The organism is Ruthenibacterium sp. (assembly GCF_017421385.1).
In the GTDB taxonomy this organism is placed as follows: domain Bacteria; phylum Bacillota; class Clostridia; order Oscillospirales; family Ruminococcaceae; genus Ruthenibacterium; species Ruthenibacterium lactatiformans.
On record NZ_JAFOIN010000092.1, the window covers coordinates 17,083 to 41,722 of the forward strand.

General features: G+C 54.9%; 26 protein-coding genes, 1 riboswitch and 1 other annotated feature. Of the genes, 8 read left to right on the forward strand and 18 right to left on the reverse strand.

Features of this window, described 5'->3' with window-relative positions:
* Window positions 1-39 precede the first annotated feature (39 nt).
* Complete coding sequence (yaaA, locus tag IIY41_RS11060; RefSeq protein WP_287400747.1) at window positions 40-777, reverse strand: peroxide stress protein YaaA; 738 nt, start codon at window positions 775-777, stop codon at window positions 40-42.
* Between the two features lie 141 nt (window positions 778-918).
* On the opposite strand from yaaA, the gene radA reads away from it, so the two are divergent.
* Entirely contained in the window at window positions 919-2,295 is a 1,377-nt protein-coding gene (radA, locus tag IIY41_RS11065; protein ID WP_082052062.1) for a DNA repair protein RadA, read from the forward strand.
* 199 nt (window positions 2,296-2,494) lie between these two features.
* Window positions 2,495-3,565 (forward strand): tyrosine recombinase XerC, encoded by a 1,071-nt coding sequence (locus IIY41_RS11070; RefSeq protein ID WP_050004189.1) that lies wholly within the window; start codon window positions 2,495-2,497, stop codon window positions 3,563-3,565.
* 59 nt (window positions 3,566-3,624) lie between these two features.
* On the opposite strand, the gene IIY41_RS11075 is transcribed toward IIY41_RS11070, so the two are convergent.
* The 4 genes from IIY41_RS11075 to tgt form a co-directional block, all read right to left on the reverse strand.
* A complete protein-coding gene (locus tag IIY41_RS11075) occupies window positions 3,625-4,269 on the reverse strand; it encodes a hypothetical protein (RefSeq protein ID WP_009325702.1) in 645 nt (214 codons plus the stop codon).
* Between the two features lie 81 nt (window positions 4,270-4,350).
* The gene (locus IIY41_RS11080) at window positions 4,351-4,767 is read right to left on the reverse strand and encodes a TIGR04086 family membrane protein (RefSeq protein WP_050004191.1); all 417 of its coding nucleotides are present in this window, start codon (window positions 4,765-4,767) and stop codon (window positions 4,351-4,353) included.
* A gap of 61 nt (window positions 4,768-4,828) precedes the next feature.
* Window positions 4,829-5,143 (reverse strand): preprotein translocase subunit YajC, encoded by a 315-nt coding sequence (gene yajC / locus IIY41_RS11085; protein ID WP_050004192.1) that lies wholly within the window; start codon window positions 5,141-5,143, stop codon window positions 4,829-4,831.
* Between the two features lie 109 nt (window positions 5,144-5,252).
* Window positions 5,253-6,383, reverse strand: coding sequence for a tRNA guanosine(34) transglycosylase Tgt (gene tgt / locus IIY41_RS11090; protein WP_287400751.1), 1,131 nt, complete (start codon window positions 6,381-6,383; stop codon window positions 5,253-5,255).
* A gap of 334 nt (window positions 6,384-6,717) precedes the next feature.
* Between tgt and IIY41_RS11095 the strand changes: the two genes are divergently transcribed.
* Window positions 6,718-7,020, forward strand: coding sequence for a hypothetical protein (locus IIY41_RS11095; protein WP_287400753.1), 303 nt, complete (start codon window positions 6,718-6,720; stop codon window positions 7,018-7,020).
* 34 nt (window positions 7,021-7,054) lie between these two features.
* Here IIY41_RS11095 and queA read toward each other — a convergent pair whose 3' ends face one another.
* The gene (gene queA / locus IIY41_RS11100; protein WP_050004194.1) at window positions 7,055-8,083 is read right to left on the reverse strand and encodes a tRNA preQ1(34) S-adenosylmethionine ribosyltransferase-isomerase QueA; all 1,029 of its coding nucleotides are present in this window, start codon (window positions 8,081-8,083) and stop codon (window positions 7,055-7,057) included.
* A 64-nt stretch (window positions 8,084-8,147) separates the two neighbouring features.
* Window positions 8,148-8,323, forward strand: a riboswitch (Lysine riboswitch).
* Between the two features lie 140 nt (window positions 8,324-8,463).
* Here queA and asd point away from each other — a divergent pair.
* The 5 genes from asd (at window position 8,464) to IIY41_RS11125 (ending at window position 13,095) form a co-directional block, all read left to right on the forward strand.
* On the forward strand, window positions 8,464-9,543 hold the full coding sequence (gene asd, locus IIY41_RS11105; protein WP_123157680.1) for an aspartate-semialdehyde dehydrogenase: 1,080 nt from the start codon (window positions 8,464-8,466) through the stop codon (window positions 9,541-9,543).
* Between the two features lie 61 nt (window positions 9,544-9,604).
* Window positions 9,605-10,498 (forward strand): 4-hydroxy-tetrahydrodipicolinate synthase, encoded by an 894-nt coding sequence (gene dapA, locus IIY41_RS11110; RefSeq protein WP_287400755.1) that lies wholly within the window; start codon window positions 9,605-9,607, stop codon window positions 10,496-10,498.
* 150 nt (window positions 10,499-10,648) lie between these two features.
* Window positions 10,649-11,401, forward strand: coding sequence for a 4-hydroxy-tetrahydrodipicolinate reductase (gene dapB / locus IIY41_RS11115; protein WP_009325709.1), 753 nt, complete (start codon window positions 10,649-10,651; stop codon window positions 11,399-11,401).
* Window positions 11,398-12,624, forward strand: a complete 1,227-nt coding sequence (locus IIY41_RS11120; RefSeq protein WP_050004197.1) for a CapA family protein — start codon at window positions 11,398-11,400, stop codon at window positions 12,622-12,624. Before dapB ends, IIY41_RS11120 begins: the two co-directional genes overlap by 4 nt.
* A gap of 12 nt (window positions 12,625-12,636) precedes the next feature.
* Window positions 12,637-13,095 (forward strand): ACT domain-containing protein, encoded by a 459-nt coding sequence (locus IIY41_RS11125; RefSeq protein WP_050004198.1) that lies wholly within the window; start codon window positions 12,637-12,639, stop codon window positions 13,093-13,095.
* A 73-nt stretch (window positions 13,096-13,168) separates the two neighbouring features.
* Here the strand turns inward: IIY41_RS11125 and tyrS are convergent, their stop codons facing one another.
* The 12 genes from tyrS to nusB all read right to left on the reverse strand — a co-directional run bounded on the left by tyrS (window position 13,169) and on the right by nusB (window position 24,621).
* Entirely contained in the window at window positions 13,169-14,392 is a 1,224-nt protein-coding gene (gene tyrS / locus IIY41_RS11130) for a tyrosine--tRNA ligase (protein WP_058722563.1), read from the reverse strand.
* Window positions 14,393-14,456: 64 nt separating this feature from the next.
* Window positions 14,457-14,693, reverse strand: a binding site (T-box leader).
* Between the two features lie 32 nt (window positions 14,694-14,725).
* On the reverse strand, window positions 14,726-16,390 hold the full coding sequence (gene recN / locus IIY41_RS11135) for a DNA repair protein RecN (RefSeq protein WP_278658980.1): 1,665 nt from the start codon (window positions 16,388-16,390) through the stop codon (window positions 14,726-14,728).
* 25 nt (window positions 16,391-16,415) lie between these two features.
* Window positions 16,416-16,874 (reverse strand): arginine repressor, encoded by a 459-nt coding sequence (locus tag IIY41_RS11140; RefSeq protein ID WP_009325714.1) that lies wholly within the window; start codon window positions 16,872-16,874, stop codon window positions 16,416-16,418.
* A 4-nt stretch (window positions 16,875-16,878) separates the two neighbouring features.
* Window positions 16,879-17,727, reverse strand: coding sequence for an NAD(+)/NADH kinase (locus tag IIY41_RS11145; RefSeq protein ID WP_009325715.1), 849 nt, complete (start codon window positions 17,725-17,727; stop codon window positions 16,879-16,881).
* Between the two features lie 12 nt (window positions 17,728-17,739).
* A complete protein-coding gene (locus tag IIY41_RS11150; protein ID WP_009325716.1) occupies window positions 17,740-18,537 on the reverse strand; it encodes a TlyA family RNA methyltransferase in 798 nt (265 codons plus the stop codon).
* Complete coding sequence (dxs, locus tag IIY41_RS11155) at window positions 18,534-20,408, reverse strand: 1-deoxy-D-xylulose-5-phosphate synthase (RefSeq protein ID WP_009325717.1); 1,875 nt, start codon at window positions 20,406-20,408, stop codon at window positions 18,534-18,536. Before dxs ends, IIY41_RS11150 begins: the two co-directional genes overlap by 4 nt.
* Before the next feature lie 28 nt (window positions 20,409-20,436).
* On the reverse strand, window positions 20,437-20,910 hold the full coding sequence (locus IIY41_RS11160) for a divergent PAP2 family protein (RefSeq protein WP_009325718.1): 474 nt from the start codon (window positions 20,908-20,910) through the stop codon (window positions 20,437-20,439).
* 16 nt (window positions 20,911-20,926) lie between these two features.
* Entirely contained in the window at window positions 20,927-21,808 is an 882-nt protein-coding gene (locus tag IIY41_RS11165) for a polyprenyl synthetase family protein (protein WP_119980629.1), read from the reverse strand.
* Between the two features lie 14 nt (window positions 21,809-21,822).
* Entirely contained in the window at window positions 21,823-22,029 is a 207-nt protein-coding gene (gene xseB / locus IIY41_RS11170) for an exodeoxyribonuclease VII small subunit (RefSeq protein ID WP_009325720.1), read from the reverse strand.
* The gene (gene xseA / locus IIY41_RS11175) at window positions 22,026-23,237 is read right to left on the reverse strand and encodes an exodeoxyribonuclease VII large subunit (protein ID WP_119971371.1); all 1,212 of its coding nucleotides are present in this window, start codon (window positions 23,235-23,237) and stop codon (window positions 22,026-22,028) included. Before xseA ends, xseB begins: the two co-directional genes overlap by 4 nt.
* Window positions 23,225-24,163, reverse strand: coding sequence for a tRNA (adenosine(37)-N6)-threonylcarbamoyltransferase complex transferase subunit TsaD (locus IIY41_RS11180; RefSeq protein WP_117459710.1), 939 nt, complete (start codon window positions 24,161-24,163; stop codon window positions 23,225-23,227). The genes xseA and IIY41_RS11180 overlap by 13 nt, the downstream gene beginning before the upstream one ends.
* Before the next feature lie 5 nt (window positions 24,164-24,168).
* Entirely contained in the window at window positions 24,169-24,621 is a 453-nt protein-coding gene (nusB, locus tag IIY41_RS11185; RefSeq protein ID WP_009325723.1) for a transcription antitermination factor NusB, read from the reverse strand.
* Window positions 24,622-24,640 lie beyond the last annotated feature (19 nt).

The window sequence follows — 24,640 nt, forward strand, 5'->3', positions numbered from 1 at the left end:
TGCTTTTGCGCTGTAACGTCTATTGGCTTTACAGGCTGATTACGATCGTGAAAACACATAGCGGCTGGAGGTCGACAGCTTCGGAGAAAAACAATATCCGTCTTCTTCGAAAAGGCTCAGCTGTTCCGGCGCTGTCAAGCGGTTTTTCACGATGAACCGTGCCATTTTGCCGCGTGCCATTTTTGCATGGGTCGCCGGCATGCACCATTTTCCGTGTTTAAATTCCAGAAAATCACAGGTGATAAAAACATCCTGTGCGCGAAGATATCGGGAAATCGCTTTCGAATACTCGGCAGAAGAAAGATTGATAACAGGGGCGCCGGCCTGAAAAACGGCATCATGCAGCATGCTGCCCCAAAATTCATACATTGTTTTGCCGCAGCAGCGAAAACTGCTTTCAAAATCGAGACGATGCGGAAGAATGTTATCCAATGGGCGCAGCACGCCATAGAAAGCACTCAGGATGCGAAGAGTATCCTGAGCGAAGGTGAGATCCTCCCGGGAGAGCGTTGCGGCATCAAGAGCGCTGTAAGCAAGTCCGTGATAGCTGAGGAGCGCGGGAGAGCCGGGGATAGACGCATTCCAGTCTTGGATATCCGTAAATGCACGCAGCGCAAGCTGTGGGTTGACCTTCAGAACGCTCTCCAGTTGAAACGGCGCATAACGCTTCATCGATGCTGCGAGGGTTTCGGTCTGCTGCAAAAACATAGGGCGCGTAGCATGCGGCGGAGTGGGCACACGGTGCATGTTTTTGGCGGGAGAAAGGATCACGAGCATTTCGTGCAGCCTCCTTCTGGCAATATAAGATTAGTATAACATCTTTGGGATGTTTTTTTCAAAGCCTGTTTATTTTGAACGGGTTTGATGCTATACTGTAACAAACAACAAAACTATGGATAAACAGGAAGAAATCTTATTATGCCAAAGGAAAAATTTAAGACTGTATACGTCTGCACCTCCTGCGGAGAAGCAAGCCCCAGATGGATGGGACGCTGCCCCTCTTGCGGGGAATGGAACACAATGGTGGAAGACATCGTAAAAGAAACGAAAGGGAAGGGCGTATCTGCTCCGGCGACAGGAAACGCGGCCATCATCGCCAGCAGGCTTAAGGACATCAGCACCACGGAAGAGCACAGCCGCATCATCACCGGAATCAGTGAACTGGACCGCGTGTTGGGCGGCGGTATTGTTTTGGGAAGCGTCGTGCTGTTGGGCGGCGAACCGGGCGCGGGAAAGTCCACGCTTCTTCTGCAATTATGTGGGGCAATCTCCAGGCAAGTGAATGTACTTTACATCACGGGAGAGGAATCTACAAGGCAAATTAAGCTGCGGGCAACACGCCTGCGGGTAGAAGAAGAAAATATCATGCTGGCGGCGGAGACCGATATCGGTTCAATTTGCGATTTGGTTGAACAAACAAAACCCGGCATTGTCGTTATTGATTCTATCCAGACGATGCACTGTGCGGAGATATCATCCTCGGCAGGAAGCGTGTCGCAGGTCAAGGAGTGCACGGCGCGGCTGCTTACCGTGGCAAAAACGCTGGAAATTCCCACATTTATTGTGGGCCATGTCAATAAGGACGGCGCAATTGCCGGGCCGAAAGTAATGGAGCATATTGTTGACACCGTGCTTTATTTTGAAGGAGATAAAATGCTGCCGTACCGCGTGCTTCGTGCTGCTAAAAACCGCTATGGGAGCACCAATGAGATCGGCATGTTTGACATGACGGGCACCGGGCTGAAAGTGATTGAAAATCCTTCCAAGCTGCTGCTGGAAGGGCGCCCGATTGGAGTGAGCGGCAATTGTGTTGCATGCACGATGGAAGGAACGCGTCCCATTTTGTCGGAGATTCAGGCGCTGGTAACCAAAACAGGCTTTGGCACGCCACGCCGCGCCGCATCCGGGTTTGATTTCAACCGGATGAACCTATTGTTGGCCGTGCTGGAAAAGCGGGCAGGATATTTTCTGGGTAATTTGGACGTTTATATCAATATTGTAGGCGGCCTGGAACTGGACGAAACTGCATGCGATCTGTCGGTTTGCCTGGCGGTCGTATCCAGCCTGATGGACAAACCTGTACCAGACGATATGATTGCAATTGGTGAAGTCGGGCTTGGCGGTGAGGTGCGAAACGTAACAAATCTAGAATATCGTCTTCGAGAATCGCAGCGTATGGGATTTGTACGTGCGGTCGTGCCCAAGCACAGCCTTGCACAAATCGATCCGAAGGAATTCAATACAATGGAATTGCTGGGTGTAACGTATGTGAAGCAAGCGATTCAGCTATTGTAGACGATTCAATGCAGTTATGGATTAATCTAAAAAGGGAGGGACGACGAATCTTGATCTTGAAAAATCTCCGAATTTCAGCGAAGGGAGGAACATATCCGACAGGAATGAGGAATAGGAGCAATTTCGCTAAATTAAAATTTAGCGAAATTAAGGGTGGTTGCATAATCCGTATTCCTAGTTTCAAACGATATGGATTTTTTTGAGCACCTATATTGATCCTCGCCAGCCCAACAAACATGGCGACTATAAAGATTGTCCGGAGCTTGTCGTACGTTATCTGTACGACAGTGAAACCATCCGCGGCCTTTCGCCGCGTACAGTGAACGGATATTACATTGATTTGCGCACCTTTTTTCGTTTTTTAATGCAGGCACACGGGCTTGTCCCGGCAGATGTGCCTCCGGATGAAATCGACATCCGCCGCGTGGATTTGGATACGATCAAAAGCGTCACGACCAGCGATATCTACGAATTTCTGCATTATGTCACGCGGGAGCGTGATAACGCTCCCGCGACTCGCGCACGCAAGCTTTCCAGCCTGAAAGGATTTTATAAGTATCTGTGCAATAAAATGAAGGTTTTGGAAATAAATCCCACCGATGACGTGGAAACGCCGGCATTGAAAAAACGTCTGCCCAAGTACTTATCACTGAATGAAGGCGTCGAACTGCTGAAAAATGTGCAGTCCGACTTTTACGAACGCGATTATTGTATCCTAACGCTGTTTTTGAATTGCGGGATGCGTTTGAGTGAACTGGTTAATATCAATATTACCGATATTCATGATGACGGCACGATCCGGATCGTCGGGAAAGGCAATAAAGAGCGGCTCGTTTATTTGAACGATGCGTGTAATACTGCACTGCGCCGCCTGTGCGACGAGCGCGCCAAACTGCCGAATTTGCAGGACAAAAAAGCTCTTTTTGTTTCCAAGCATACCGGGAAGCGCCTTTCCGCGCGGCGTATCCAGCAAATTGTGGACAACTGTCTGAAAGCGGCGGGTTTGTCTGGAAAAGGATATTCCGTTCACAAATTGCGGCACACGGCGGCGACGCTGATGTATCAGGAAGGCCATGTGGATATGCTCGCCCTCAAGGAGATTTTGGGCCACGCGCATGTATCCACAACAGAAATCTATACCCACATGGGGACGGCACAGCTTCGGCAGGCAGCCCAGGCGTCTCCTTTTGCAAAGCTCGATTTTGAAAAAGCGCCTGAACAGCCGGTAAAGGCTGCAGCGCTGCCTAAGCATTCGGATGACGAACTCTGAATGCCGTTTTCCCTGTCCCCTCCTCCTTATGGCGGTTAAGGCGCATTGGTTAGGATCATTCATTTCAAGAAGACGGGAGCGAATATTACGGCAAGAAGCCCTTCCAAGATTGCCGCAAGCAGCATACCGAGAGAGGAAACAACAAAAATCCGCAGGCAACGGCTGATTTTGGTGCCCGCTCCGGTTGCCTGTTCCAGAAAATTCAGCCGGAACAGGCTTGTGGAAGTATCCAGTGCAGCGTCTGTAAATAAAACCAGAAATACGGATTGCAGGATAGCCGGGAGCCAGAAAAGGATCAGATTGGCCAATAGACCCCTCATCCCCATAGAGGCATACAGGTAGGCGGATACACATCCGATAGAAATACCGCGCAGTACGGGCACACAGGCAAGCACCGGCGCGCCGATACAGGACAGGCTGAAAAAAAGCACGACGGCCTGTAATATCATAGCCGACAAAAAGGATACCGACATTGCCGCGGAAAAGCTGCCGGTATTGTGCCCGGCAAGATATTGTTCTGCAAAATAAGACAGGTATACATTTTGTTGGGAGGCATGCTGCCAGAAGCTGCCGCAGAGCACTCCGGCCAGCAGAGCCAATGCCAGACCGACGGCCTGCAGATGAAACGAATGGCGGCTTCTTTCTGCCTTCGCCCGAAATGGCATGTGCAGACGAGTAAACCTTGGCTTTATAAAACCCCGCATTTTAACACTCCTCTTTGCTGTACAAGCTTTGTACAGGATATGAGTGAAATGCGGGGTTTATTCGTTTACGGACGGGCTTTTTCAATGGATGCGGCGGCGGCGTTCACGGAGGGCGATGCCCAAATATCCTCCGATAGCGCCCGCAGACATCATTGCAACGCCTTTCACGGCGGACAGAGACGTGAATTCGGTCTGCCCCTGCGCCAAGGCTGCGATCCAGAGCGCCACAAAAAACATTGCCCCCATGAGCAGACCGTACAGCATCCCCTTTTCTCCGTGCAGTGCCGCAAAAACAAGCCCGGCGGGCAGCATTGCGAACGAAACCGCCACGGTGGAGAGAGGCAAAAGCAGATGCGGCGGAATATCCACCTTGCAGCAAACAGCTGCGACCAGCCCAAACAGGATGAATGCCGACGCGAGGCCGCTCACCATTCCGGCCAGGGCATGTGCCGCAAGGCGCGGCGCACCGCGTTCGGCACTCATTTTGCGTTTTTGCATAAAACAACACCCCCATGTTCCTATTAAAAGGTATGCATGGAGGTGTCTGTTCATTCCGGATTTATTTGCTGGCGCTGCTGTCCGCCGGGGTATCCAGCGAAAGCTTCTCGACGTCCTGAATCGCCCAGCGTTTGAAGCGCATTTTCACACGGTCGGACCCCGTCTCCAGCACAAAGGTATCCTCCTTGATGCTGGCAACGCGGCCAACAATGCCGCCGATGGTGGTAATACCGTCGCCCACTTCGATGGAATTACGCATATCAGCGGCCTGCTTCTCTTTCTTTTTCTGGGGACGAATCATAAAGAAATAAAGCAGCACCACCATACCGATCAGCGGGACGAATGTGACGAGCATACTGGTTGTCTCTGCACTCATTGAAAAATATTCCTCCTTATAAGCGTTATCATAAAGTATACCGAAAAAAGCGCGCTGTTGCAAGTGTTTTCCCGTTTTTTTGCAGTTTGTTCACCTTTTTGCGGTGTGGTCAGATACGGGTGTCCAGGAGATTCACGTAACGGCGGTAAAACGCATCAAAGGTACCGTTGTCCAGTGCTTCGCGGATACGGAGCATCAGGTTGTTGTAAAAATGAAGGTTGTGCATCACGGCCAGCCGCATACCCAGCATCTCGTCAGCCTTGAATAAGTGGCGCAGATACGCGCGGGAGAAATTGCGGCAGCACTCGCAGGAGCATGCCTCGTCCAACGGCTGTTCATCCAGTTCGTATTTCGCGTTTTTGATGTTGATGATGCCCTTCCAAGTGTTCAGATGCCCATGACGCGCATTTCTGCTGGGCATCACACAGTCGAACAGATCCACTCCGCGCCGTACGCCCTCGAGGATGTTGCCGGGCGTACCCACACCCATCAGGTAGCGGATCTTATCCTTGGGCATGTGCTCTTCCACCACAGAAATCACACGGTACATTTCTTCTTTGGGTTCGCCCACGGCAAGGCCGCCGATGGCATAACCGTCCAAATCGAGCGCTGCGATCTCCTGCATATGGCCGACGCGCAGGTCGTCATAACAGCATCCCTGATTGATGCCGAACAGAAGCTGATGAGGGTTTACGGCGAGGCCCTCGCCTTTCAGACGCGAAAGTTCTGCTTTACAGCGCTTCAGCCAGCGAACCGTCCGATCGCAGGAGGCTTTTGCATACTGGTATTCCGCGGGGTTTTCCATGCATTCGTCAAACGCCATGGCGATTGTGGAACCGAGGTTTGCCTGGATTTGCATGCTCTCCTCAGGCCCCATGAAGATGCGGTGGCCGTCCAGATGGGAATTGAACGTAACACCTTCCTCAGTAATCTTGCGCAGCTTCGACAGGCTGAACACCTGGAATCCACCGCTGTCCGTGAGGATGGGGCCGTCCCAGCGCGTGAACTTATGCAATCCACCCAGTCTGGCTACGTTTTTGTCACCCGGACGCAGATGCAGATGATAGGTGTTGCACAGCATTATCTGACAGTCGTTGGCCTTCAGGTCGAACGCGGAGAGACCTCCCTTGATGGCCGCCGCAGTTGCAACGTTCATGAAGGCGGGAGTCTGCACAGTTCCGTGCACAGTGGAAAATTCTCCGCGGCGGGCGGAACCTTCGTTTTTCAATAGCTTGTACATTGATATACCGTTCCTCTCTGTTACAGGCTTGCAAACGGATGCGGCGGGCCGTTATAACGGGCAAATGCATCCCCAAAAAATGAGCGGTGTAGGAACACTTCCCCACACCGCTTTTCTTTGCTTTTATCATAACAGGCTTTTCTTCGAAAGTCAACATGGACAATAGGCACTGCTTCAGCATTTGCAGAAAAAAGGTTCAGTGGCTATTCTGATACACAGAACGGAGCCTACGCCGGAATTCGGCGCGGAATGCTGTGTAAAAAGGAGCCGAACCGTGAAGATACAATTGAAATTCTGCAAGCAGTTATAAGACATCACAGAAAAATAGCGATGCTTGGGCTGGTTGGTCTGCTGGCCGCCAGCATTTGGTTACAGTGATGTTTTTATGTCCATTCAAACGTCATCACAAGGCATCGCCAACCAGTGTTTTGATAAACTCCTGTTTAGCAAAAAGAAGCTGTATGAGTTCGTTCTCCTGCTGCCAGTTCAGCGGGCCGGAATGACAACAGGTGTTGCGCAGCCGGCGGAATTTTTCCAATTCCTCAGCATATTCTTTCCACCACCGCTCATCGCAAGCCTGTTCAAACAGGATAGCCCTGCGGGAAGCCGATCGGGAGCGCATTTCTTCCTTATTTAAAAGATGCGAGCTTTTCTCTGACCGAATTTTTTACTCACCCAATGTACATTGCATCTCCAAAGCTGAAAAAGCGGTATTTTTCTTCCACGGCCACACGATAAGCGCGCATGGTGTTTTCGTAGCCACAGAAGGCGGACACCAACATGATGAGCGTGCTTTCCGGAAGATGAAAATTGGTGATAAGACCGTCGATGGCCTTGTATTGGTAGCCCGGATAGATGAAAATATCCGTATCGCCGCTGCATGCGCGGACTTCGCCGTATTTTGTGGCAACAGCTTCAAGCGTGCGGCAGCTTGTGGTTCCCACGGCGATCACACGTCGTCCGGCAGCCTTGGTTTCCCGAATCAGACGAGCGGTTTCTTCGCTGACGGAATACCATTCACTGTGCATTTTGTGGTCAAGGATATCATCCTCTTTCACAGGGCGGAACGTGCCGAGTCCTACATGCAGCGTTACCTCGGCAAAGCGGACGCCTTCTTTTCGCAGTGTATCCATAAGCTCCGGTGTGAAATGCAGGCCTGCCGTGGGCGCAGCAGCGCTTCCAAGCTCTTTCGCATATACAGTCTGATACTGGGATTGGTCGTCCAGCTGCTTTTGGATATAGGGCGGCAGAGGCATTTTCCCGAAGGCGTCCAGTTTTTCATACAGCGTCGGAGTATCGTAAAAAAATTCCGCATGCTTGTTGCCGTCCTCCATTGTATCACGGACGACCGCCGTCAGTGTGCCGTCACCGAAGATGATACGCGTACCCGCATGCAGGCGTTTGCCGGGTTTGGCCAGGCATTCCCATACGTCGCCTTTCACCTGCCGCAGCAAAAGCAGTTCGCAGACTGCACCGGTGCCTTCCTTGTGCCCAATGAGACGCGCAGGCAGCACCTTGGAATTGTTGACGACCAGCAGGTCCCCGGGCTGCAGAAGGCCGGGAAGGTCACGGAATACAGCATGACGGAGCTCGCCGCTGGCGCGGCCGAGGCACAACAGGCGCGCGGCATCTCGTGGTTCACATGGCTCCTGGGCAATCAGTTCTTTGGGCAGGTCAAAATAAAAGTCGCTTTTTTGCATCGTTCAGGCCTTCTTTTCATTGACATCACGTTGTGTGGATGATATATTAAACAATAAATAGAATAAAAACCGCAGAGGTGCGGTTTTCAAGAGTAAACGCGTGTATCGTGATTGCCAAAATCCTAAGCCGCGTCAAAAGGGAAAACCGCCGAAGGCAGCGCGCGGCAAGCGCCGCCTGGCTGCAACGCTGAAAGGCTTGCGGCTGTCGCGTCCGTCGTGGCGCGTTGCGCTGCGGAAGGTAGCAATCTTATATATTATATTGCAATTCTTGCCGGTTTTCAAGCCGGTTTTTTTCTTTTGCGGCTTTATTCGCATGTTCATCGTTTTTGTATCATGCGCATAAAATAGATAAAGAGGTCAATGGGAAAGGGTTGTTAAAAATGAAAGAATACAAAGTCGGTGTTGTTGGCGCAACAGGTATGGTTGGGCAGCGGTTTGTTTCTCTGCTGGAAAATCATCCGTGGTTCCGTCTCGCGGCGTTGGCCGCCTCTCCCCGTTCCGCCGGAAAAACGTATGAGGAAGCCGTGGGCGCACGGTGGGCCATGCCTACGCCAATGCCCGGAGAAGCGAAAAAAATGGTGGTGATGGATGCCGCCGACGTTGCCGCCGTTGCCGCGAAAGTAGACTTCGTGTTCTGCGCCGTGGACATGAAAAAGGACGAGATCAAAGCTCTGGAGGAGGCCTATGCGAAGGCGGAATGCCCTGTTGTCTCAAACAACAGCGCGCACCGTTTTACGCCGGATGTCCCGATGGTCGTGCCTGAGATCAACGCGGAGCATATTGAAGTTATCTCCGCTCAGCGCGCGCGCCTTGGTACCAAACGCGGCTTCATTGCCGTAAAGTCCAACTGCTCTTTGCAGAGCTATGTTCCCGCTCTGCATCCCCTGATGCGGGATTATGGCGTTTCCAAATGCCTTGTGTGCACCTATCAGGCTATTTCCGGTGCAGGCAAGACCTTTGAGACCTGGCCCGAAATGGTTGACAACTGCATTCCATACATCGGCGGTGAAGAGGAAAAAAGCGAGAAAGAGCCGCTCAAGCTGTGGGGCCATATTGAAAACGGACAGATCGTTCCGGCCGACAAGCCCTCCATTACTGCCCAGTGCCTGCGCGTTGCGTGCTCAGACGGCCACATGGCGGCGGTGTTCGTCAGCTTTGACAAAAAGCCCACAATGGATGAAATCAAAGAAAAGTGGGCTGCCTTTTCCGGCCCGGCCCAGGAGCTGAAGCTGCCCAGCGCGCCGAAGCAGTTCCTGCACTATTTTGAAGAGGCCGACCGCCCTCAGACAAAGCTGGACCGAAACCTGGAAAACGGCATGGCGGTTTCCATCGGTCGTCTGCGCCCCGACACGCAATATGATTACAAATTTGTATGCCTTTCACATAACACGCTCCGCGGCGCCGCCGGCGGTGCGGTGCTGCTGGCGGAGCTGCTGGCGGCGGAGGGGTACATGGGCTGATCGTCTTCCCCACCGTTTTGAGATTCAGAAACCGTTTAAAAGAAAGTGAGCGTATACCCCCATGAAGCAGACGATTTTCAAGGGCTCCGGCGTGGCCATCATCACGCCGATGCTGGAGGACGGTTCCGTCAACTATCCGGTGTTGAAAGAACTGCTGGAGCAGCAGATTGCGGGCGGCACAGATGCAATCGTCATCTGCGGCACCACGGGCGAAGCCTCCGCGCTGAACGACACGGAACATCTGGATGTGATAGAATTTGCCTGTGCGACGGTGAACCGTCGTCTGCCGGTCATCGCCGGCACAGGTTCCAATGATACGCGCCACGCCGTCGCCCTCTCCCGCGAGGCAAAAAACCGTGGCGCAGACGCTTTGCTGCAGGTGACGCCCTATTACAACAAAACCAGCCAGGCGGGTCTTGTACGGCATTTCAATGCGGTGGCGGACGCCGTAGGTCTGCCGATGATCCTTTACAATGTGCCTTCGCGCACAGGTATGAATATTCAGCCTGAGACATACGCAGAGCTTGCGAAGCATCCGCTCATTGTGGCCACCAAGGAGGCGAGCGGAAACGTGAGCGCCATCGCGAAAACGGTTGCGCTGTGCGGCGACGAACTGGCCATCTATTCCGGAAACGACGACCAGATCCTTCCCCTGCTGGCTCTGGGCGGCATCGGAGTGATCTCTGTGCTGGCGAACGTAGCCCCGCGGGAAACGCACGATATCTGCCGGCTTTATTTCGAGGGCAAACACGCGGAAAGCCTTGCGTTGCAGCTTCGGCTTCTGGAACTGATCGAAGCATTGTTCTGCGACGTGAACCCTATTCCTGTAAAGGAAGCGATGAATCTGCTGGGACATGACGCGGGACAATGCCGTATGCCGCTTGCTCCTTTGAACGCAGCGAACCGGGAACGTCTGTGCACGGCGCTCTGTGTGGCCGGTTTCCTGAAAGCGTAAAACAAATCGACAGGCTGCTCTCCAGGAGCATGGCTGCACCTGCGGCCGAACCTGATGCAGCCCCAGCTTCGCAACAGCTTACCTTTGGTTTTGCCATCGGGTAAGCTGTTGTGTTATACTTATATCATCCTTTGAAAAGGAAGTGTGAATATGACCGATATCATCATCCAGGGCATCCACGGGCGTATGGGCCGCGCGCTGTGTACAATGATCGAGGCGCGCACAGACTGCCGCGTGGTGGCTGGTGTGGACGCGAAAGAGCTTCCAAGCGCTGTTCCGGTGTTCCCGTCACTGGAGAAAAACACCGTGCCAGCGGACGTGCTGATCGATTTTTCCAACCCTGACGCCACGCAGAATGCCATTGAATACTGCAGAGCGCACAAGCTGCCCTGCGTCATATGTACAACGGGCCTGAGCGAGGGACAGGAACAGGCGCTGCGTGAGCTTTCAAAAACCGTAGCGGTGTTCAAGAGTGCGAACATGTCTTTGGGCGTCAATCTGCTCATCGAGCTTGCCAAACAGGCCAACGCTGTGCTGGGGACAGATTTCGACGTAGAGATCATCGAAAAGCATCACCATAACAAGCTGGATGCGCCCAGCGGCACGGCGTTGATGATTGCAGATGAGCTTTGCGGCGCGTCCCCGGTTCCCTACCACTATGTATATGACAGGCACGCCGAGCGGCGCAAACGTGAACCGACAGAGATCGGCATTCACGCTGTGCGCGGCGGCAGCATCGTGGGCGAGCACGAGGTGATTTTTGCCGGACCGGAGGAGGTCATCACCATTTCCCACAGCGCCGGTTCCCGAGAGGTGTTCGCCAACGGCGCGCTGAACGCAGCGGTGTTTCTGGCGGGAAAACCCGCCGGGATGTATAATATGAAGGATCTGATGCATCTATGAAACAGAGAAACCAAAAACACATAGCCTTGCTGAGCGTGGTGCTTGTGCCGGCCTTGCTGCTCTCCGCTTGCGGAAGCGGTGCATCGGGACAGCTTTCGTCTTCCAGCACCGCTCCGGGCTCCGAGCCCGCCGTTTCCGTTTCTCAGCCCGAGCCGGAACCGCAGCCCGCCGTGACGACGCTGCGCTTTTCCGCCACAGGCGACAACCTGATTCATGACGGTCTTTATCTGCAGGCCCGCAGCCGTGCAGGCGGCGAAGGTTATGATTTTACGGCTTTGTATGAAAATGTCGCGCCTTTTTATAAAGACTTCGACATCAACTGGATCAATCAGGAAACTCTGGTAACGGACGAGCTTCCGCCTTCCTCCTATCCCTGTTTCTGTACGCCCGGCGCGTTGGGGCGGGCGGTATATGATGTCGGCTGGCGTGTGATCTCCATGTCAAACAACCACTCCTACGACAAAGGCAGTCAGGGTATCGCAGCAACGCTCCGTTTCTGGGACGACATGCCGGACGACGTGGTCACCACGGGCCTGTACGCAGGCGAAGCGGATTACGGCAACATTCCCATCCAGGAAAAGGAGGGCGTGCGCATCGCTTATCTGGCCTATACGGAGACGACGAACGGCCTCCCCACGCCTTCCGATGCTGCCGCCAATGTTATTTATACCAGCCAGGAGGATGTGATCCAGCAGCAGATCGAGCTTGCACGCCAACAGGCGGATATCGTTGTTGTGGGTGTACACTGGGGTGTTGAAGGCAGTCATACTCCCACCGACGCCCAGCGTGCGCTGGGACAGAAAATTGCGGACTGGGGCGCGGATGTCATTATTGGCACGCACCCGCATGTCATCCAGCCCGTGGAGCTGCTTACCGCAGCCGGAACGGGCAAAACGGTTCCCATTGCCTATTCCCTGGGAAATTTTGTTTCCACACAGGCTGCCGCAAACAACATGGTCGGTGTGATCCTGACCTTTGATATCACCAAAACAACACAGCCGGACGGCTCCGCCAGCGCGTCGGTGGGTAATGTTCATGCGGTGCCGATGGTGATGCATTATGATTCCAACTACACCAATGCGCGCGCCTATCTGTACCGAGATTACACGGAAGAACTTGCTGCTGCTCATGGTGTGCGCGCACGCTTTTCCGGTTTCAGTAAGGAATATATCACACAGCTTTTGACAGAATACATCAGCCCGGAATTTCTCGTACTTGAATAAGGAGGCATTGCTATGAACGGCGTAACCAGAATTTCCAGTGAGCAGGACGTTATGATGATTACTTTTACAGAGGCCGATACGGCCTCGGCTCTTGCGGACGCCTTGACCGCGTTTGCGCAAAAAGGCGTTGTTGTAGACATGATTTGCCAGAGCGCGCCCCGTGCCGCTACCATCGACTTCAGCTTTACAATGCCGGCGTCTTATTTTGAATCCGCCATGCAGACCATCTCGGAGTACCGCACGGGCGCGGGCAGCGCGCCTCTTATCAGCAGCGGATACAGCAAGATCAATCTTTTTGGTGAAGAGATGGTGACAAGCTGCGGCGTGGCTGCCCTTGCTCTGCGTACGCTGCGGGATGCGGGCATCGAGGTAGTGCTCATCACGACGTCCGATCTGGATATTTCTCTGCTTGTACGCGGGGAAAATGAGGACAGCGCGCTGAATGTGCTGCGTCAGGCATTTGCCGCATAAACGGACATATTAAAAAACAAGCCGGGACCGCCCTCTGCGGAGCATCCCGGCTTGTTTTTTGGTTGTTTTCCGGTTACAGTGTAATACGGTGATAGACTTTCTTACCTTTTTTGATAACGATGCCTTTTCCCAACGCTTCGGCGTTCACGGCGGCCGATACATCCGTCACCTTTTCGCCGTCCACGGAAATGCCGCCCTGCTGCACCAGGCGCCGTGCTTCCCCTTTGCTGGGCGCGAGGCCCGCGGCAACGAGCAGGTCGAGCACGGAGGCCTTTCCGTCCGCCACAAGCGCCGCGTCCACAACGGTGGCGGGCATATGCTCCGCATCCATTTCACCGCTGAAAAGGCGTTTTGCTGTGGCAATGGCTTTTTCGGCGTCTTCCTTGCTGTGCACAAGGCTCGTCAGCTCATAGGCCAGCAGTTCCTTCGCCTTGTTCACGTCGGAGGCGTTGCCCATGTCAATCGCGTCGATCTCCTTGACGGGCACACCGGTGAGAAGCTTCAGGCAATTTTGCACCTCACAATCGTCTATGTTGCGCCAGTACTGGAAGAACTCGTACGGGCTTGTTTTTTCGGGGTCCAGCCAGACTGCTCCTTTTTCGGTCTTACCCATTTTTTTGCCTTCGCGCGTTGTCAAAAGCGTGAACGTCATGCCGTACACATCGCGGTTATCACATCGGCGGTTCAGCTCCACGCCGCCGATGATATTGCTCCACTGGTCATTTCCGCCGAACTGCATTTTGCAGCCGTACTCCCGCGCCAAGTGCAGAAAATCATAGCTCTGCATCAGCATATAGTTGAATTCCAGGAACGTGATGCCTTTTTCCATACGTGTTTTGACGCACTCGGCGGTGAGCATCTTGTTGACAGAGAAATGCACGCCGATCTCCCGCAGAAAATCCACATAGTTCAGGCCGAGAAGCCAGTCGGCATTGTTCGCCATGATGGCCTTGCCCTCGGAAAAATCGATGAATTTGCTCATCTGTTTTTTAAATTCGTCCGCGTTGTGCTGGATCTGTTCCTGGGTGAGCATTTTGCGCATGTCTGTTTTGCCTGTGGGGTCACCCACCATCGTGGTACCGCCGCCCAGCAGGACAATGGGGCGATGCCCCGCCTGCTGCATGTAGCGCATGATGATAAGCTGCATGAAATGGCCCACGTGCAGGCTGTCCGCCGTAGGGTCAAAGCCGGTATAGAAAGTGATTTTTTCTTTGCCCAACAGCTCTCGAATGGATGCTTCGTCGGTGGCCTGCGCGATAAGACCGCGCTCTTTGAAAAGATCGAATACGTTTTCCATGGAACTTCCTCCTGTGTTTTGCGGCAGAAGACATACAAAAAAGCCCTCTGCCAAAATAAATTTGGCAGAGGGCGGATATCCGCGGTACCACCTCTGTTCACCGGCTCCTCGCGGATGCCGGCCTCCGTGTGTCCAGTAACACACTGCGCTTTAACGGGCGCACCCGGCAAGGCCTACTGAATCACTTGTTCAGCCCGCTGCTCAGGGATGTATTCGCCATGCGCACCGCTCCCCTTTTCACCAAACAGAGGTTCTCTTTGCCGGCGCTTTCACAGGTACTCGTTCCCGTCGCTGCATTTATGGATTATAGTATAGCCAAAATACGCGCGGCTGTCAAGCCTTTGCCATCCGAAGCATTTCCCGGGCATTCGCCAGCGCCAGTTCCGTAATTTTATCGCCGGAAATCATGCGCGCCAGCTCCTGCACACGGCCCTCCCCGCTCAGTGCGTCTATTTCCGTATAAGTACGGTCTTCACTGACGTTTTTTCGGATGAGCAGGTGGTTATCTGCCTGCGCCGCGATCTGCGCAGTATGTGTGATGCAGATGACCTGTCTGCCCTGCGCCGTCTGCTTCAGCTTTTCACCGATGCGCCCTGCCGCCAGACCGGAGACCCCGGTGTCGATCTCATCGTAGATCACAGTGCCGATATCATCTTTATCCGCTAATGCGCTTTTGACAGCCAGCATGATGCGCGAAAGCTCGCCGCCGGATGCGATCTTTGCCAACGGCTTGGGCTCTTCGCCCGGGTTCGTAGAGATGTTGAATTCAACGGAGTCCTGTCCGCTGCCCGCCAGCGGGCCTTTTTTGTGTGACAGCGTGAAGCGGATGCCGGGCATGTTCAAAAAGCGCAGCGCGTCCGTGATCTGCGCGTTAAAGCGCTCAAAAGCCTCCAGCCGCGTCTGCGTCAGGGCGTCTGCCAGCGTTTTTGCTTTATCGTACAAAGCCGCCTGACGGTCGTACAATTCATCCAGCCTTTGCGCGCCTGTCTCAATACCGTCCAGTTCCGCCGTGGCCGCATCCAGATAAGCAAGGATATCCTGCACATCCCCACCGTATTTCTGCTTCATGCGATAGATAAGATCCAACCGTTCCTCCACAGCGTCCAGCGCCTGCGGGTCAAACTCGCAGCGCGCAAGGATATCGGCAATGTCGCTTGCCGCATCCCGGGCCGTATAATAAAGCCCGCTCATCTGCTCAGCCAACGGTGCAAAATCCTCAGAAAGACTGCTGATGCTCTCCAGTGCCGTGGCGGCACTGCCCAGCATTTCGCCCGCGCCGGGAGCATCCTCTGCACCGCTGAGCGCGGCGTAAGCAATGTTCAACTGTTCCGTTACGGTCTGGGCGTTGCGGATGAGTGTCCGGCGGTTCAGCAGCTCATCTTCCTCACCGGGCCGCAGCTCCGCAGCTCCGATCTCTTCAATTTGAAACCGAAGCGTCTCGATGCGGCGTTCCTTCTCCGTCTCGTCCATGGACAACGCGTCAATTTCCTTTTTGACGCGGCAAAGCTCTTTGTAGACCACATAATAAGCATCGTGCGCCGTCTCGTTCTGCGCAAAGGAATCCAGAATACCCAGATGCCGCGCAGGGTTCATCAGGCTCTGATTGTCGTGCTGGCCATGAATGTTGATAAGTCCACTGCAGATGTCGCGCACCACAGACGCTGTTGCCGGCATGCCGTTGATGCGGCAAGTGCTTTTCCCCTCTGCCGTGATCTCACGATAGAGAAGCAGCTCGTTCTCCGCTTCATAGCCCGCGTCCGCAAGCTGGGCGCGTGTCTTTGCGCCGATTCCGCGGAACGTGGCCCATATCATGGCTTTGGGCGTGTGGCTGCGCACGATCTCTCGGGAAGTTCGGTTCCCCAGAATAGCGTTGATTGAATCGATCAGGATGGATTTGCCCGCGCCCGTTTCACCGGACAACACATTGAGGCCGTCGCTGAATACAGCGGCAGCCTTTTCAATGACGGCGACATTCTCAATTTTTATTTCGCACAACATGGCAAATCACCTCCGCAGAGCGGCGTCAATGCGCAATATATTTCGCAAGCTCACCCACGAGAGTGCGCGCAGCATCCTCGGAGCGCATCAGGACAAGGAATGTGTCGTCGCCGGAAAGCGTGCCGACCACATCGTTCCACACCATTGCGTCAAACACTTCGCAGGCGGCATTGGCCATGCCGGTATAGCATTTGACGAGCACAAAATGGCCCGCGAAATCCGCCTTAAGCACAGATTCCCGGAAGATTGTTTCAAACCGGCTGGGCGAATGGGCGCTTTTACCTGCGCCGGAGGCCGCGACATAGCGGTAATGCCCATCCCCGGTGGCGACTTTGACAAGCCCCAGTTCCCGGATATCCCGCGATACGGTGGCCTGCGTCACCTCAAAGCCGCTCCGGCGCAAATGCGCGAGAAGTTCTTCCTGTTTATCAATAGAATGCTGGCCGATCAGCTCCAAAATTTTGCTGTGGCGTGCGTTTTTCATTGTGTTACCGTCCTTTCAGCTTTTTGTCTATGGCTTCAAACTGATCCGCCTCGTTGAAGCAGATCAGCGAAATGTACTTGTCCGACAGCGCGACGTCCACTGTGTCTTGACAGGAAATCGTCTCCGGACTGCGGCCGTCGCAACTGAGCAGCGCGTTATGAGGCCCCAACGGAGAAGACAGCGAAACGCGCAGACGGCGTCCGGCCGAAAACACCATGGACGGACTGTGCAGGCTGTGGGCGCAGATGGGTGTCACGACGAGTCCTGCAATGTGAGCATCCAGCACCGGGCCGCCCGCAGAAAGCGAATATGCGGTAGAACCCGTGGGCGTTGCGATGACCACGCCGTCGCCCTGGTAATGGTTGACCAGAATGTCGTCGCAGAAAATCTCTACATCGACCGTCTGAGAGATGCCGCTTTTTGAGATGACCACATCGTTCAGCGCCGTTTGGCGGAACCGATTCTGTCCGTCCACGGAAACAGAAAGGATAGAGCGCCTGTCAAGGATATATTCTCCATGCACCAGGCGTTCCAGCTTTTCCATCTCATAGGCTTCGACGGTGGCCAAAAAGCCCATACGGCCGATGTTGATGCCCAGAAGCGGCTTATTATATCCCAGGCTCTGGCGTGCGGCGTGCAGGATCGTGCCATCGCCGCCCACCGTCACGATCACATCACAAAGTTCGAACGCTTTGGCGTCCTCCGCAAATTCCTGTCCCATTCCGACAAAATACTCCCGCACTGCATCGGACAGCAAAACGCGCGCGCCGGCACCCCGCAGCGTTTTTGCCGCACGAAGCGCCGTGGGAACGGCATTTTCTTTTTTTAGGTTTGGGATCAAAAAAACAGTCACAAAACCACACCTTTACAGGGATTCATGCGCCTTTGACACAACCGCTTCTATCGTACGCTGCGGCAGGCCTTCAGGCTGTACGCATTTGCGCACATGCATCAGAAATTCGATGTTCCCCTCCGGTCCCTTGATGGGTGAAAAATCCAGGCCAACGGCAGAAAAACCATTCTGAACGGCAAAGCCGGACGCCGCTTCAATGACTTCACGGTGGGTAGCAGCTTCGCGCACGACACCTTTCTTCCCAACCTTTTCCTTCCCGGCCTCAAACTGCGGCTTTACAAGGCAGACACCTTCCGCCTCCGGCGCGGTGATGGCGGCAGCGACCGGAAAGATATGCTTGAGAGAAATAAAGGAAACATCCACGCTGAAAAAAGCGACTGGCTCCTGTAGCTGTTCCGCTGTCACATGGCGGATGTTGGTGCGTTCCATATTCACAACACGTTTGTCGCAGCGCAGCGTCCATGCAAGCTGTCCGTAGCCCACGTCCACAGCATATACCTTTACAGCTCCGTTCTGCAGCATGCAGTCGGTGAAACCGCCTGTGGACGCGCCGATATCCATGCAAACCTTTCCCTCCGGGGTGAGCGGAAATACCTGCATCGCCTTTTCCAGCTTCAGTCCACCACGGCTCACATATCGGATATCATGGCCCCGTACTTCCACGTGTGCATTTTCGTCTACCATATTGCCGGGCTTGTCGCTTTTTTCCTCACCCACATACACAATGCCGGCCATGATGAGCGCTTTTGCACGCTCCCGGCTCTGTGCCAGGCCGTTTTGGCAAAGATATTGATCCAATCGAATTTTCACTTGACGTCTCCTTGCTTCATAATAGCTGCTGCCAGGGACGCCGCATCCAACCCAAAGCGGGCGCGCAATTCGTCCACAGAAGCATGCGTCAGCCCGTTGTTCGGCACGGCGATATGCCGATAAGACGCGTTGCAGCCGCGCTCCAGCAGCGCGGCCGCCAGATGCTCACCGATACCGCCGCCCCGCACGCCCTCCTCTGCAAACAGGATGCTGCGGTAACCGCCGAGCGCATCACAAAGCCCCTGCGGCAGAGGATGTATCACTGTAAGTTTGTACACATCCACGCAAACGCCTTGCTGCGCGGCCAATTTCGCGGCCGCCAACGCTTCCTTAGCCTGTGCGCCATAGGTCACGAGCGCCGCATCCGCGGGACCTTCCGCACGAAACACGTCGTATTCCAGGCCGCTGCAGTCCAGAGCGGCCAACGCTTCGTCCTCCGCGCCGCGCGGGTAACGCAGCGCACGCGGGCCGTCTTCCAGAAGGAGCCGTTCCAGCCAATATGCCAATTCTGCGTAATTGCAGGGAGAAACGATCTGAAAACTGTCGAGCTCACTGAAAAACGCGGCGTCATAGATACCCTGATGCGTCTCGCCGTCACCGGGCACAAGGCCGGCGCGGTCTACCGCGAAAAGCACGCTGAGACGCTGCAAATTGACGTCGTGAATGATCTGGTCGTAACCGCGCTGCAGGAATGTGGAATAGATTGAAACAACGGGCCGCATTCCATTTGCCGCCAGGCCGGCGGCAAACGTGACGGCGTGCTGTTCCGCCATGCCCACATCGAAGAACCGCGATTTGTGCTGCTTATAAAAATACTGAAGCCCTGTGCCGTACTTCATGGCCGCCGTGATCGCGCAGATACGTTCGTCCTGCCCGGCGAGCTGTGCCAACTGCTGCCCGAACACTGTGGAAAAAGAGCTGTCCGGCGCGACGTCCGGATCCGTCAGATGGTTTACATCGAAAGCGGAAACGCCGTGAAATTCGCCGGGATTTTGTTCCGCCGGCGTAAAGCCTTTCCCCTTTATGGTCAAAACGTGAACGAACAGCGGCGCGCTTTGCTCCTGCCGGTATGCATCAAACAACATGGAAAGTTCTTTGACGTCGTGCCCGTCAACCGGGCCGACGTATTGGAACCCCATTTCCTCAAACATTGTGGAATGATACAACGAACGCCGAAATGCAGATTTCACCGTTTGGATGCCTGCCTTGATGGCGCCGCCCACGACCGGCGTGGAGTCCAGGAGAGATTCCACATCCCGTTTTGCTTTGAAATAACGCGGGCTGGTGCGCAGTTGGGTAAGATACTGCGCCACCGAACCGACGTTTTTGGAAATGGACATTTTGTTGTCGTTGAGCACGACGATCAAATTGTTCAGGCTACGGATATTGTTCATGCCCTCATAGATCATGCCACCGGTAAAAGCGCCGTCTCCCACGACGGCAATGACCTTGCCCGGCTCATGCCGAAGCTTCTTCGCCTGGGCCATGCCGATGGCAGCGGAGAGTGAGGTATTGCCATGTCCCGCGATAAAAGCGTCGTGTTCGCTTTCCCGCGGGCTTGGGAACCCGGAGATGCCTCCCAGCATGCGAAGCCGGTCGAATCCTTCCCTGCGCCCGGTAAGGATCTTGTGCGTATAACACTGGTGTCCCACGTCCCAGACAAATTTATCGCTGGGTGTAGCAAACACCTTATGCAGCGCAACCGTCAGTTCAATGGTACCGAGATTGGAGGAAAGATGCCCTCCGGTTTTGGAGACGGAGTCGATCAAAAACGCGCGGATCTCCGCGCACAGCTCCTGCAGCTGTCCGAAATCCAGCCGTTTGACGTCGGCCGGGGAATGGATCGTGTCTAAAAGGCGCGTGCCGTTCACGTCCTTTCTATCAATCGTTTTACTGCCTTCAGGGTGCGGGGACGATCACAGCGATCAAAATTCCCAATAACGCGCCGGAAAGCACTTCAAATGGAGTGTGCCCCACTTTTTCCTTCAGCTTGCGGCCATTCTGCGCCAGATAGGCAGGTGCGTCCTCGTCTTCGCTCAGCCAGTCGGATATCATACGGTTGAGTACCTTGGCCTGTTCGCCGGTCTCACGCCGCACACCCATGGCGTCGTACATTACGATAGCGGCCAGGATAAATGCAATAGCGAAAATGGGCGAGTTGACGCCCTGGCTTTTTGCTGCGGCCATAAACATGGAACAGACGAGCGCCGAGTGTGCACTGGGCATGCCGCCTGCTCCCCACATGCGCTCCGCTTCAAATTTGCCGCTCAGGATATAGTTGATGATCGTCTTACATATCTGCGCCGCCAGCCAGGAGAGCAGAGCGACGGACAGGATGTAATTCCCGAAAAAAAGCCGTTGCAAAACATGCATTACGATCTGGTCCTTTCTACTGATTTCGTTCCAGCAGGCTGGCCGCTAAGGTCTCCAGAAACTGCGCCCGGCCGCCGAATGCCGCGCGTAGGACGCCACAGGCCCCGTCTGTCAATTCCTGCGCAATCCCGCGGGAGCGTTCCACGCCGTGCAATGTAACAAACGTCGTTTTCCCATTGGCCGCGTCGCTGCCAATGGGTTTGCCCAACTGCTGCGCCGTCGCCGTAACGTCCAAAATATCGTCAATGATCTGGAACACCAGTCCTACGGAAAAGGCATATCGCGCAATGGCCTGCCGCTGAATATCGTCTGCACTTGCCGCCACCGCTCCCAGCTGCGCCGCCGCGTTGATGAGCATTCCGGTCTTGTTGCGGTGCACCTCGCGCAATTCTTCAGCCGTGGCAGGCTTTTCTTCAAAAGCAAGGTCAAGCTCCTGACCCCACACCATACCGTTTGCCCCGGCCGCACGGCTCAGCGCACAAACGGCGGCGGTGTTCTGGACGGCAGTGCCTGGTGAACCGGAAAGAGTTTCGAATGCTGCCGTAAGCAGAGTGTCGCCTGCCAGCAGAGCCGTAGCCTCCCCAAAAGCTTTGTGGCACGACGGACGCCCTCGGCGCATATCGTCATTATCCATGCAAGGAAGGTCGTCATGGATGAGAGAATAGCAGTGCAGCATCTCCACCCCAGCCGCATAACAGGCTGCCGCGTTTCTGTTGCCGTCCAGCATATCACACACGGCCAGGCAAAGCACGGCGCGCACACGCTTTCCGCCGCCGAACAGGCTGTACCGCGCCGCCTCACACACGCGGGAGCGTTCGTTAAAGCACCGGTCCGCCTGCTGCGCCAGCGCCGTCTCGGCCGTGTTCAAATATGCCTGGTACTGCGCGTTGTAATCCATAGAACGCTCCTTCTTTATTCCTGCTTTCCGGCGTTTTTTGCGTCGATCTCATCAATGGTGATCTGCGCCTTTTGCAGTGTTTCGTTGCAAAAGGCGATGAGTTCTGCCGCCCTGGCGTACAGCACAAGGCTGCGGTCCAGAGGCGTCTCCGAGTCGGAAAGCTCCGCAAGGATAGCGTCCAGCTCCGTGCCCGCCGCTTCAAATGTCATTTCTTTTTTCATAGCTCTTCCTCTGTAATAATCGTTTCCACCCTGCAGCCCAGCCGTCCTGCGGCCAGCTGTACCTCTACCCTGTCGCCCTCCGAAGCGTCCGCGCTGCTTTTGAGCACAGAGCCCGCTTTCCGGGCGATGCTGTAACCGCGCGCCAGTACACTGTATGGACTGAGCGAACCGCAGAGCATGGCTGCGTGAGCAACGCGCCCCTTGGCGGCGTCCATTTTGCCATGCATGGCAGTCCGGGCGGCGTCAGCTTTTTCTGAAAGCTCCCGCAGCAGGCCCAGCGGCAGCGAACGCGCCGCCGCAAGCTGGGGCGCCGTCTCTATATCCCGCACTCTATTATAACATAACTGAAGGCGGTTTTGTATTTCTTTGCAAATATTTGAATAACTGCGCCGAATCTCCCGCAATTCCGCTTCCATGTCCGGCATCACCAGCTCCGCTGCCGCCGAAGGCGTAGGAGCACGCAGATCCGCCACAAAATCCAGAATGGAGAAATCGATCTCATGCCCCACGGCCGAGACTACGGGCGTACTGCTGGCAAATGCCGCGCGGGCGATACTCTCATTGTTGAAAACCCACAGATCCTCCCGTGAGCCGCCGCCCCGCGCAACGATGATCACGTCCACACGTCCGCCCTTGTCCAGCCGCGTAATGGCGTTTGCGATCTCCGGAGCAGCCTCGTTTCCCTGTACGGTTACAGAATAAAGCAGAAAACGTGCAATCGGATAGCGCCTTTGCGTCACGTTGAGGATATCCTGCAACGCCGCGCCCGTTTTGGAGGTAACCAGGCCGACGCATTTCGGCATTGCAGGCAGGGGCTTCTTGTGCTCCGGAGCGAACAGACCTTCCTTGTCAAGCTTTTCCTTGAGCTGCTCGAATGCCATCTGCATTGCACCAATACCGTCCGGAAACATATCTTCCACATAGACCTGAAACGCGCCGTCCCGCTCGAACAGAGAAATCCGGCACCGCACGATGACTCGCATGCCGTTCTGCGGCATGAATGCCAGATTCTGTGCATCACGCCGGAACATAACTGCTTTGACAGAGCATTGCTCGTCTTTCAGGGAAAAATAAAAATGTCCGGTCTTATAATGGTTCGTAAAATTGGATATCTCGCCGCGCAGCGCCACATCTGTTAAAACAGAGTCCCGCTCCAACAGCGTTTTCACATAACGGTTCAGCGCCGTTACCGTGATCACATTGGCCATGCCTGAACCTCCTTTGCCGCCAGAACGGCCACGCCGATGGCGTTGTCGCTGGAATACCGGCCCGGTACGAAATAAATATCCGGCTGCGTCCGCTGTACATAAGCGCGTATGATATCGCTGCTCATCACGCCGCCCGCGCATACCACCGGCACGCCGGGATACTGTTCCTGTGCGGCACAGATCATTCGAAGTACCGTCTGGCCCACGGCACTCAGGCAATATTTCGCAACGTAAGCCGGGGCTGCGCCACGTTCCAGCAGTGCGGCGCACTGGTTTTCCAATCCGGAAAAGCTGCAGTCCGCACCTTTTACGCTTACCTTTGGCTTTATCTCTTCGCTGCATTCAGAAGCGAGGATGGAAAGCTCCGCCCCTGCCGGGAACGCAAAGCCCAGTTTTACGCCGATGCGGTCCACCGCCTGGCCGGCATAAAGGTCGGTGCTGCCGCCCACCCGGCACACGACAGACGTTCCGCTGCACAAAAGGAGCTCGGTGGTTCCGCCCGAAATATGGAACACAAGCACGCGCCGTGCGAAAAGCGACGCCCCCGCTGCGGAGAGCAGAGCGGCGGCGATATGCCCCTGTTGATGAGTGGTGCGCACCAAAGGGACGCCGCGCGCCAGTGCCAGCCCCTGCGCCACTGCAAGCCCTGTGAGGAAGCACGGCATATATGAGCCTTCCACCGGGCGCGGTTTCTCCGAAACGCCGACGGCGTCCACTCTGTGCAACGGAAACTCGGCATCCAGCTCCCGCAGCAGCTCCGGAAGCGCAGCCGTATGGTGAAACACGGCGTCGCTCTGCCGGAGGCCCAGTTCGCCCGGCTTCACGGGTAAAAAACGTTTACGGTCACAAACAACCTCTTCGGCCGCGGTGTCGAACACAGCCAAAGAGGTTGCATAATTACTCGTATCAATGCCAAGGGTGTACATAATGCTCAGGCTTCCTCCGAAGCGGAGTCCGCCGGAACGGCAGGCTCGTCCGCTTTTGCGCTGTGCGCCTCCCGGGAGATTGCCCCCAGCACGCCGTTGATGAACTGGTAGTCCTCTTCTCCGGCGTATTTTTTCGCCAGCTCTACCGCTTCGTTAATGACGATACTGTCCATATCGTCGCTGCCGTTGAACCGCATTTCGGTCACGGCGAGGCGCAGGATGGCCGCATTTACGCGCGGCAGACGGGCCAGCGTCCAATCTTTAAGCCTGGCCTTGATCAGATCGTCCACTTCGGCGCTGTGTGCGTAAAAGTTTGCCAGCAGCGCTTCGCCATACGCATCGACGGCATATTCGTCCTGCTCGCGTGATGCGGCAACGATCTCCTCGATGCTGTTGGCGTTGAAGCTGGCTTCAAAGGCGGCGATAAAAGCGTTTTCACGGGCAATTCTTCTCTTCATGATATTCCTCACAAAAACA

What these genes read in the sequence shown, in the direction of transcription:
- yaaA (WP_287400747.1), bottom strand. Translation starts at nt 777, where the DNA reads ATGCTCGTGATCCTTTCTCCCGCCAAAAACATGCACCGTGTGCCCACT.
- radA (WP_082052062.1), top strand. Translation starts at nt 919, where the DNA reads ATGCCAAAGGAAAAATTTAAGACTGTATACGTCTGCACCTCCTGCGGA.
- IIY41_RS11075 (WP_009325702.1), bottom strand. Translation starts at nt 4,269, where the DNA reads ATGCGGGGTTTTATAAAGCCAAGGTTTACTCGTCTGCACATGCCATTT.
- IIY41_RS11080 (WP_050004191.1), bottom strand. Translation starts at nt 4,767, where the DNA reads ATGCAAAAACGCAAAATGAGTGCCGAACGCGGTGCGCCGCGCCTTGCG.
- yajC (WP_050004192.1), bottom strand. Translation starts at nt 5,143, where the DNA reads ATGAGTGCAGAGACAACCAGTATGCTCGTCACATTCGTCCCGCTGATC.
- tgt (WP_287400751.1), bottom strand. Translation starts at nt 6,383, where the DNA reads ATGTACAAGCTATTGAAAAACGAAGGTTCCGCCCGCCGCGGAGAATTT.
- queA (WP_050004194.1), bottom strand. Translation starts at nt 8,083, where the DNA reads ATGCAAAAAAGCGACTTTTATTTTGACCTGCCCAAAGAACTGATTGCC.
- asd (WP_123157680.1), top strand. Translation starts at nt 8,464, where the DNA reads ATGAAAGAATACAAAGTCGGTGTTGTTGGCGCAACAGGTATGGTTGGG.
- dapA (WP_287400755.1), top strand. Translation starts at nt 9,605, where the DNA reads ATGAAGCAGACGATTTTCAAGGGCTCCGGCGTGGCCATCATCACGCCG.
- dapB (WP_009325709.1), top strand. Translation starts at nt 10,649, where the DNA reads ATGACCGATATCATCATCCAGGGCATCCACGGGCGTATGGGCCGCGCG.
- IIY41_RS11120 (WP_050004197.1), top strand. Translation starts at nt 11,398, where the DNA reads ATGAAACAGAGAAACCAAAAACACATAGCCTTGCTGAGCGTGGTGCTT.
- IIY41_RS11125 (WP_050004198.1), top strand. Translation starts at nt 12,637, where the DNA reads ATGAACGGCGTAACCAGAATTTCCAGTGAGCAGGACGTTATGATGATT.
- tyrS (WP_058722563.1), bottom strand. Translation starts at nt 14,392, where the DNA reads ATGGAAAACGTATTCGATCTTTTCAAAGAGCGCGGTCTTATCGCGCAG.
- recN (WP_278658980.1), bottom strand. Translation starts at nt 16,390, where the DNA reads ATGTTGTGCGAAATAAAAATTGAGAATGTCGCCGTCATTGAAAAGGCT.
- IIY41_RS11140 (WP_009325714.1), bottom strand. Translation starts at nt 16,874, where the DNA reads ATGAAAAACGCACGCCACAGCAAAATTTTGGAGCTGATCGGCCAGCAT.
- IIY41_RS11160 (WP_009325718.1), bottom strand. Translation starts at nt 20,910, where the DNA reads ATGCATGTTTTGCAACGGCTTTTTTTCGGGAATTACATCCTGTCCGTC.
- IIY41_RS11165 (WP_119980629.1), bottom strand. Translation starts at nt 21,808, where the DNA reads ATGGATTACAACGCGCAGTACCAGGCATATTTGAACACGGCCGAGACG.
- xseB (WP_009325720.1), bottom strand. Translation starts at nt 22,029, where the DNA reads ATGAAAAAAGAAATGACATTTGAAGCGGCGGGCACGGAGCTGGACGCT.
- xseA (WP_119971371.1), bottom strand. Translation starts at nt 23,237, where the DNA reads ATGGCCAATGTGATCACGGTAACGGCGCTGAACCGTTATGTGAAAACG.
- IIY41_RS11180 (WP_117459710.1), bottom strand. Translation starts at nt 24,163, where the DNA reads ATGTACACCCTTGGCATTGATACGAGTAATTATGCAACCTCTTTGGCT.
- nusB (WP_009325723.1), bottom strand. Translation starts at nt 24,621, where the DNA reads ATGAAGAGAAGAATTGCCCGTGAAAACGCTTTTATCGCCGCCTTTGAA.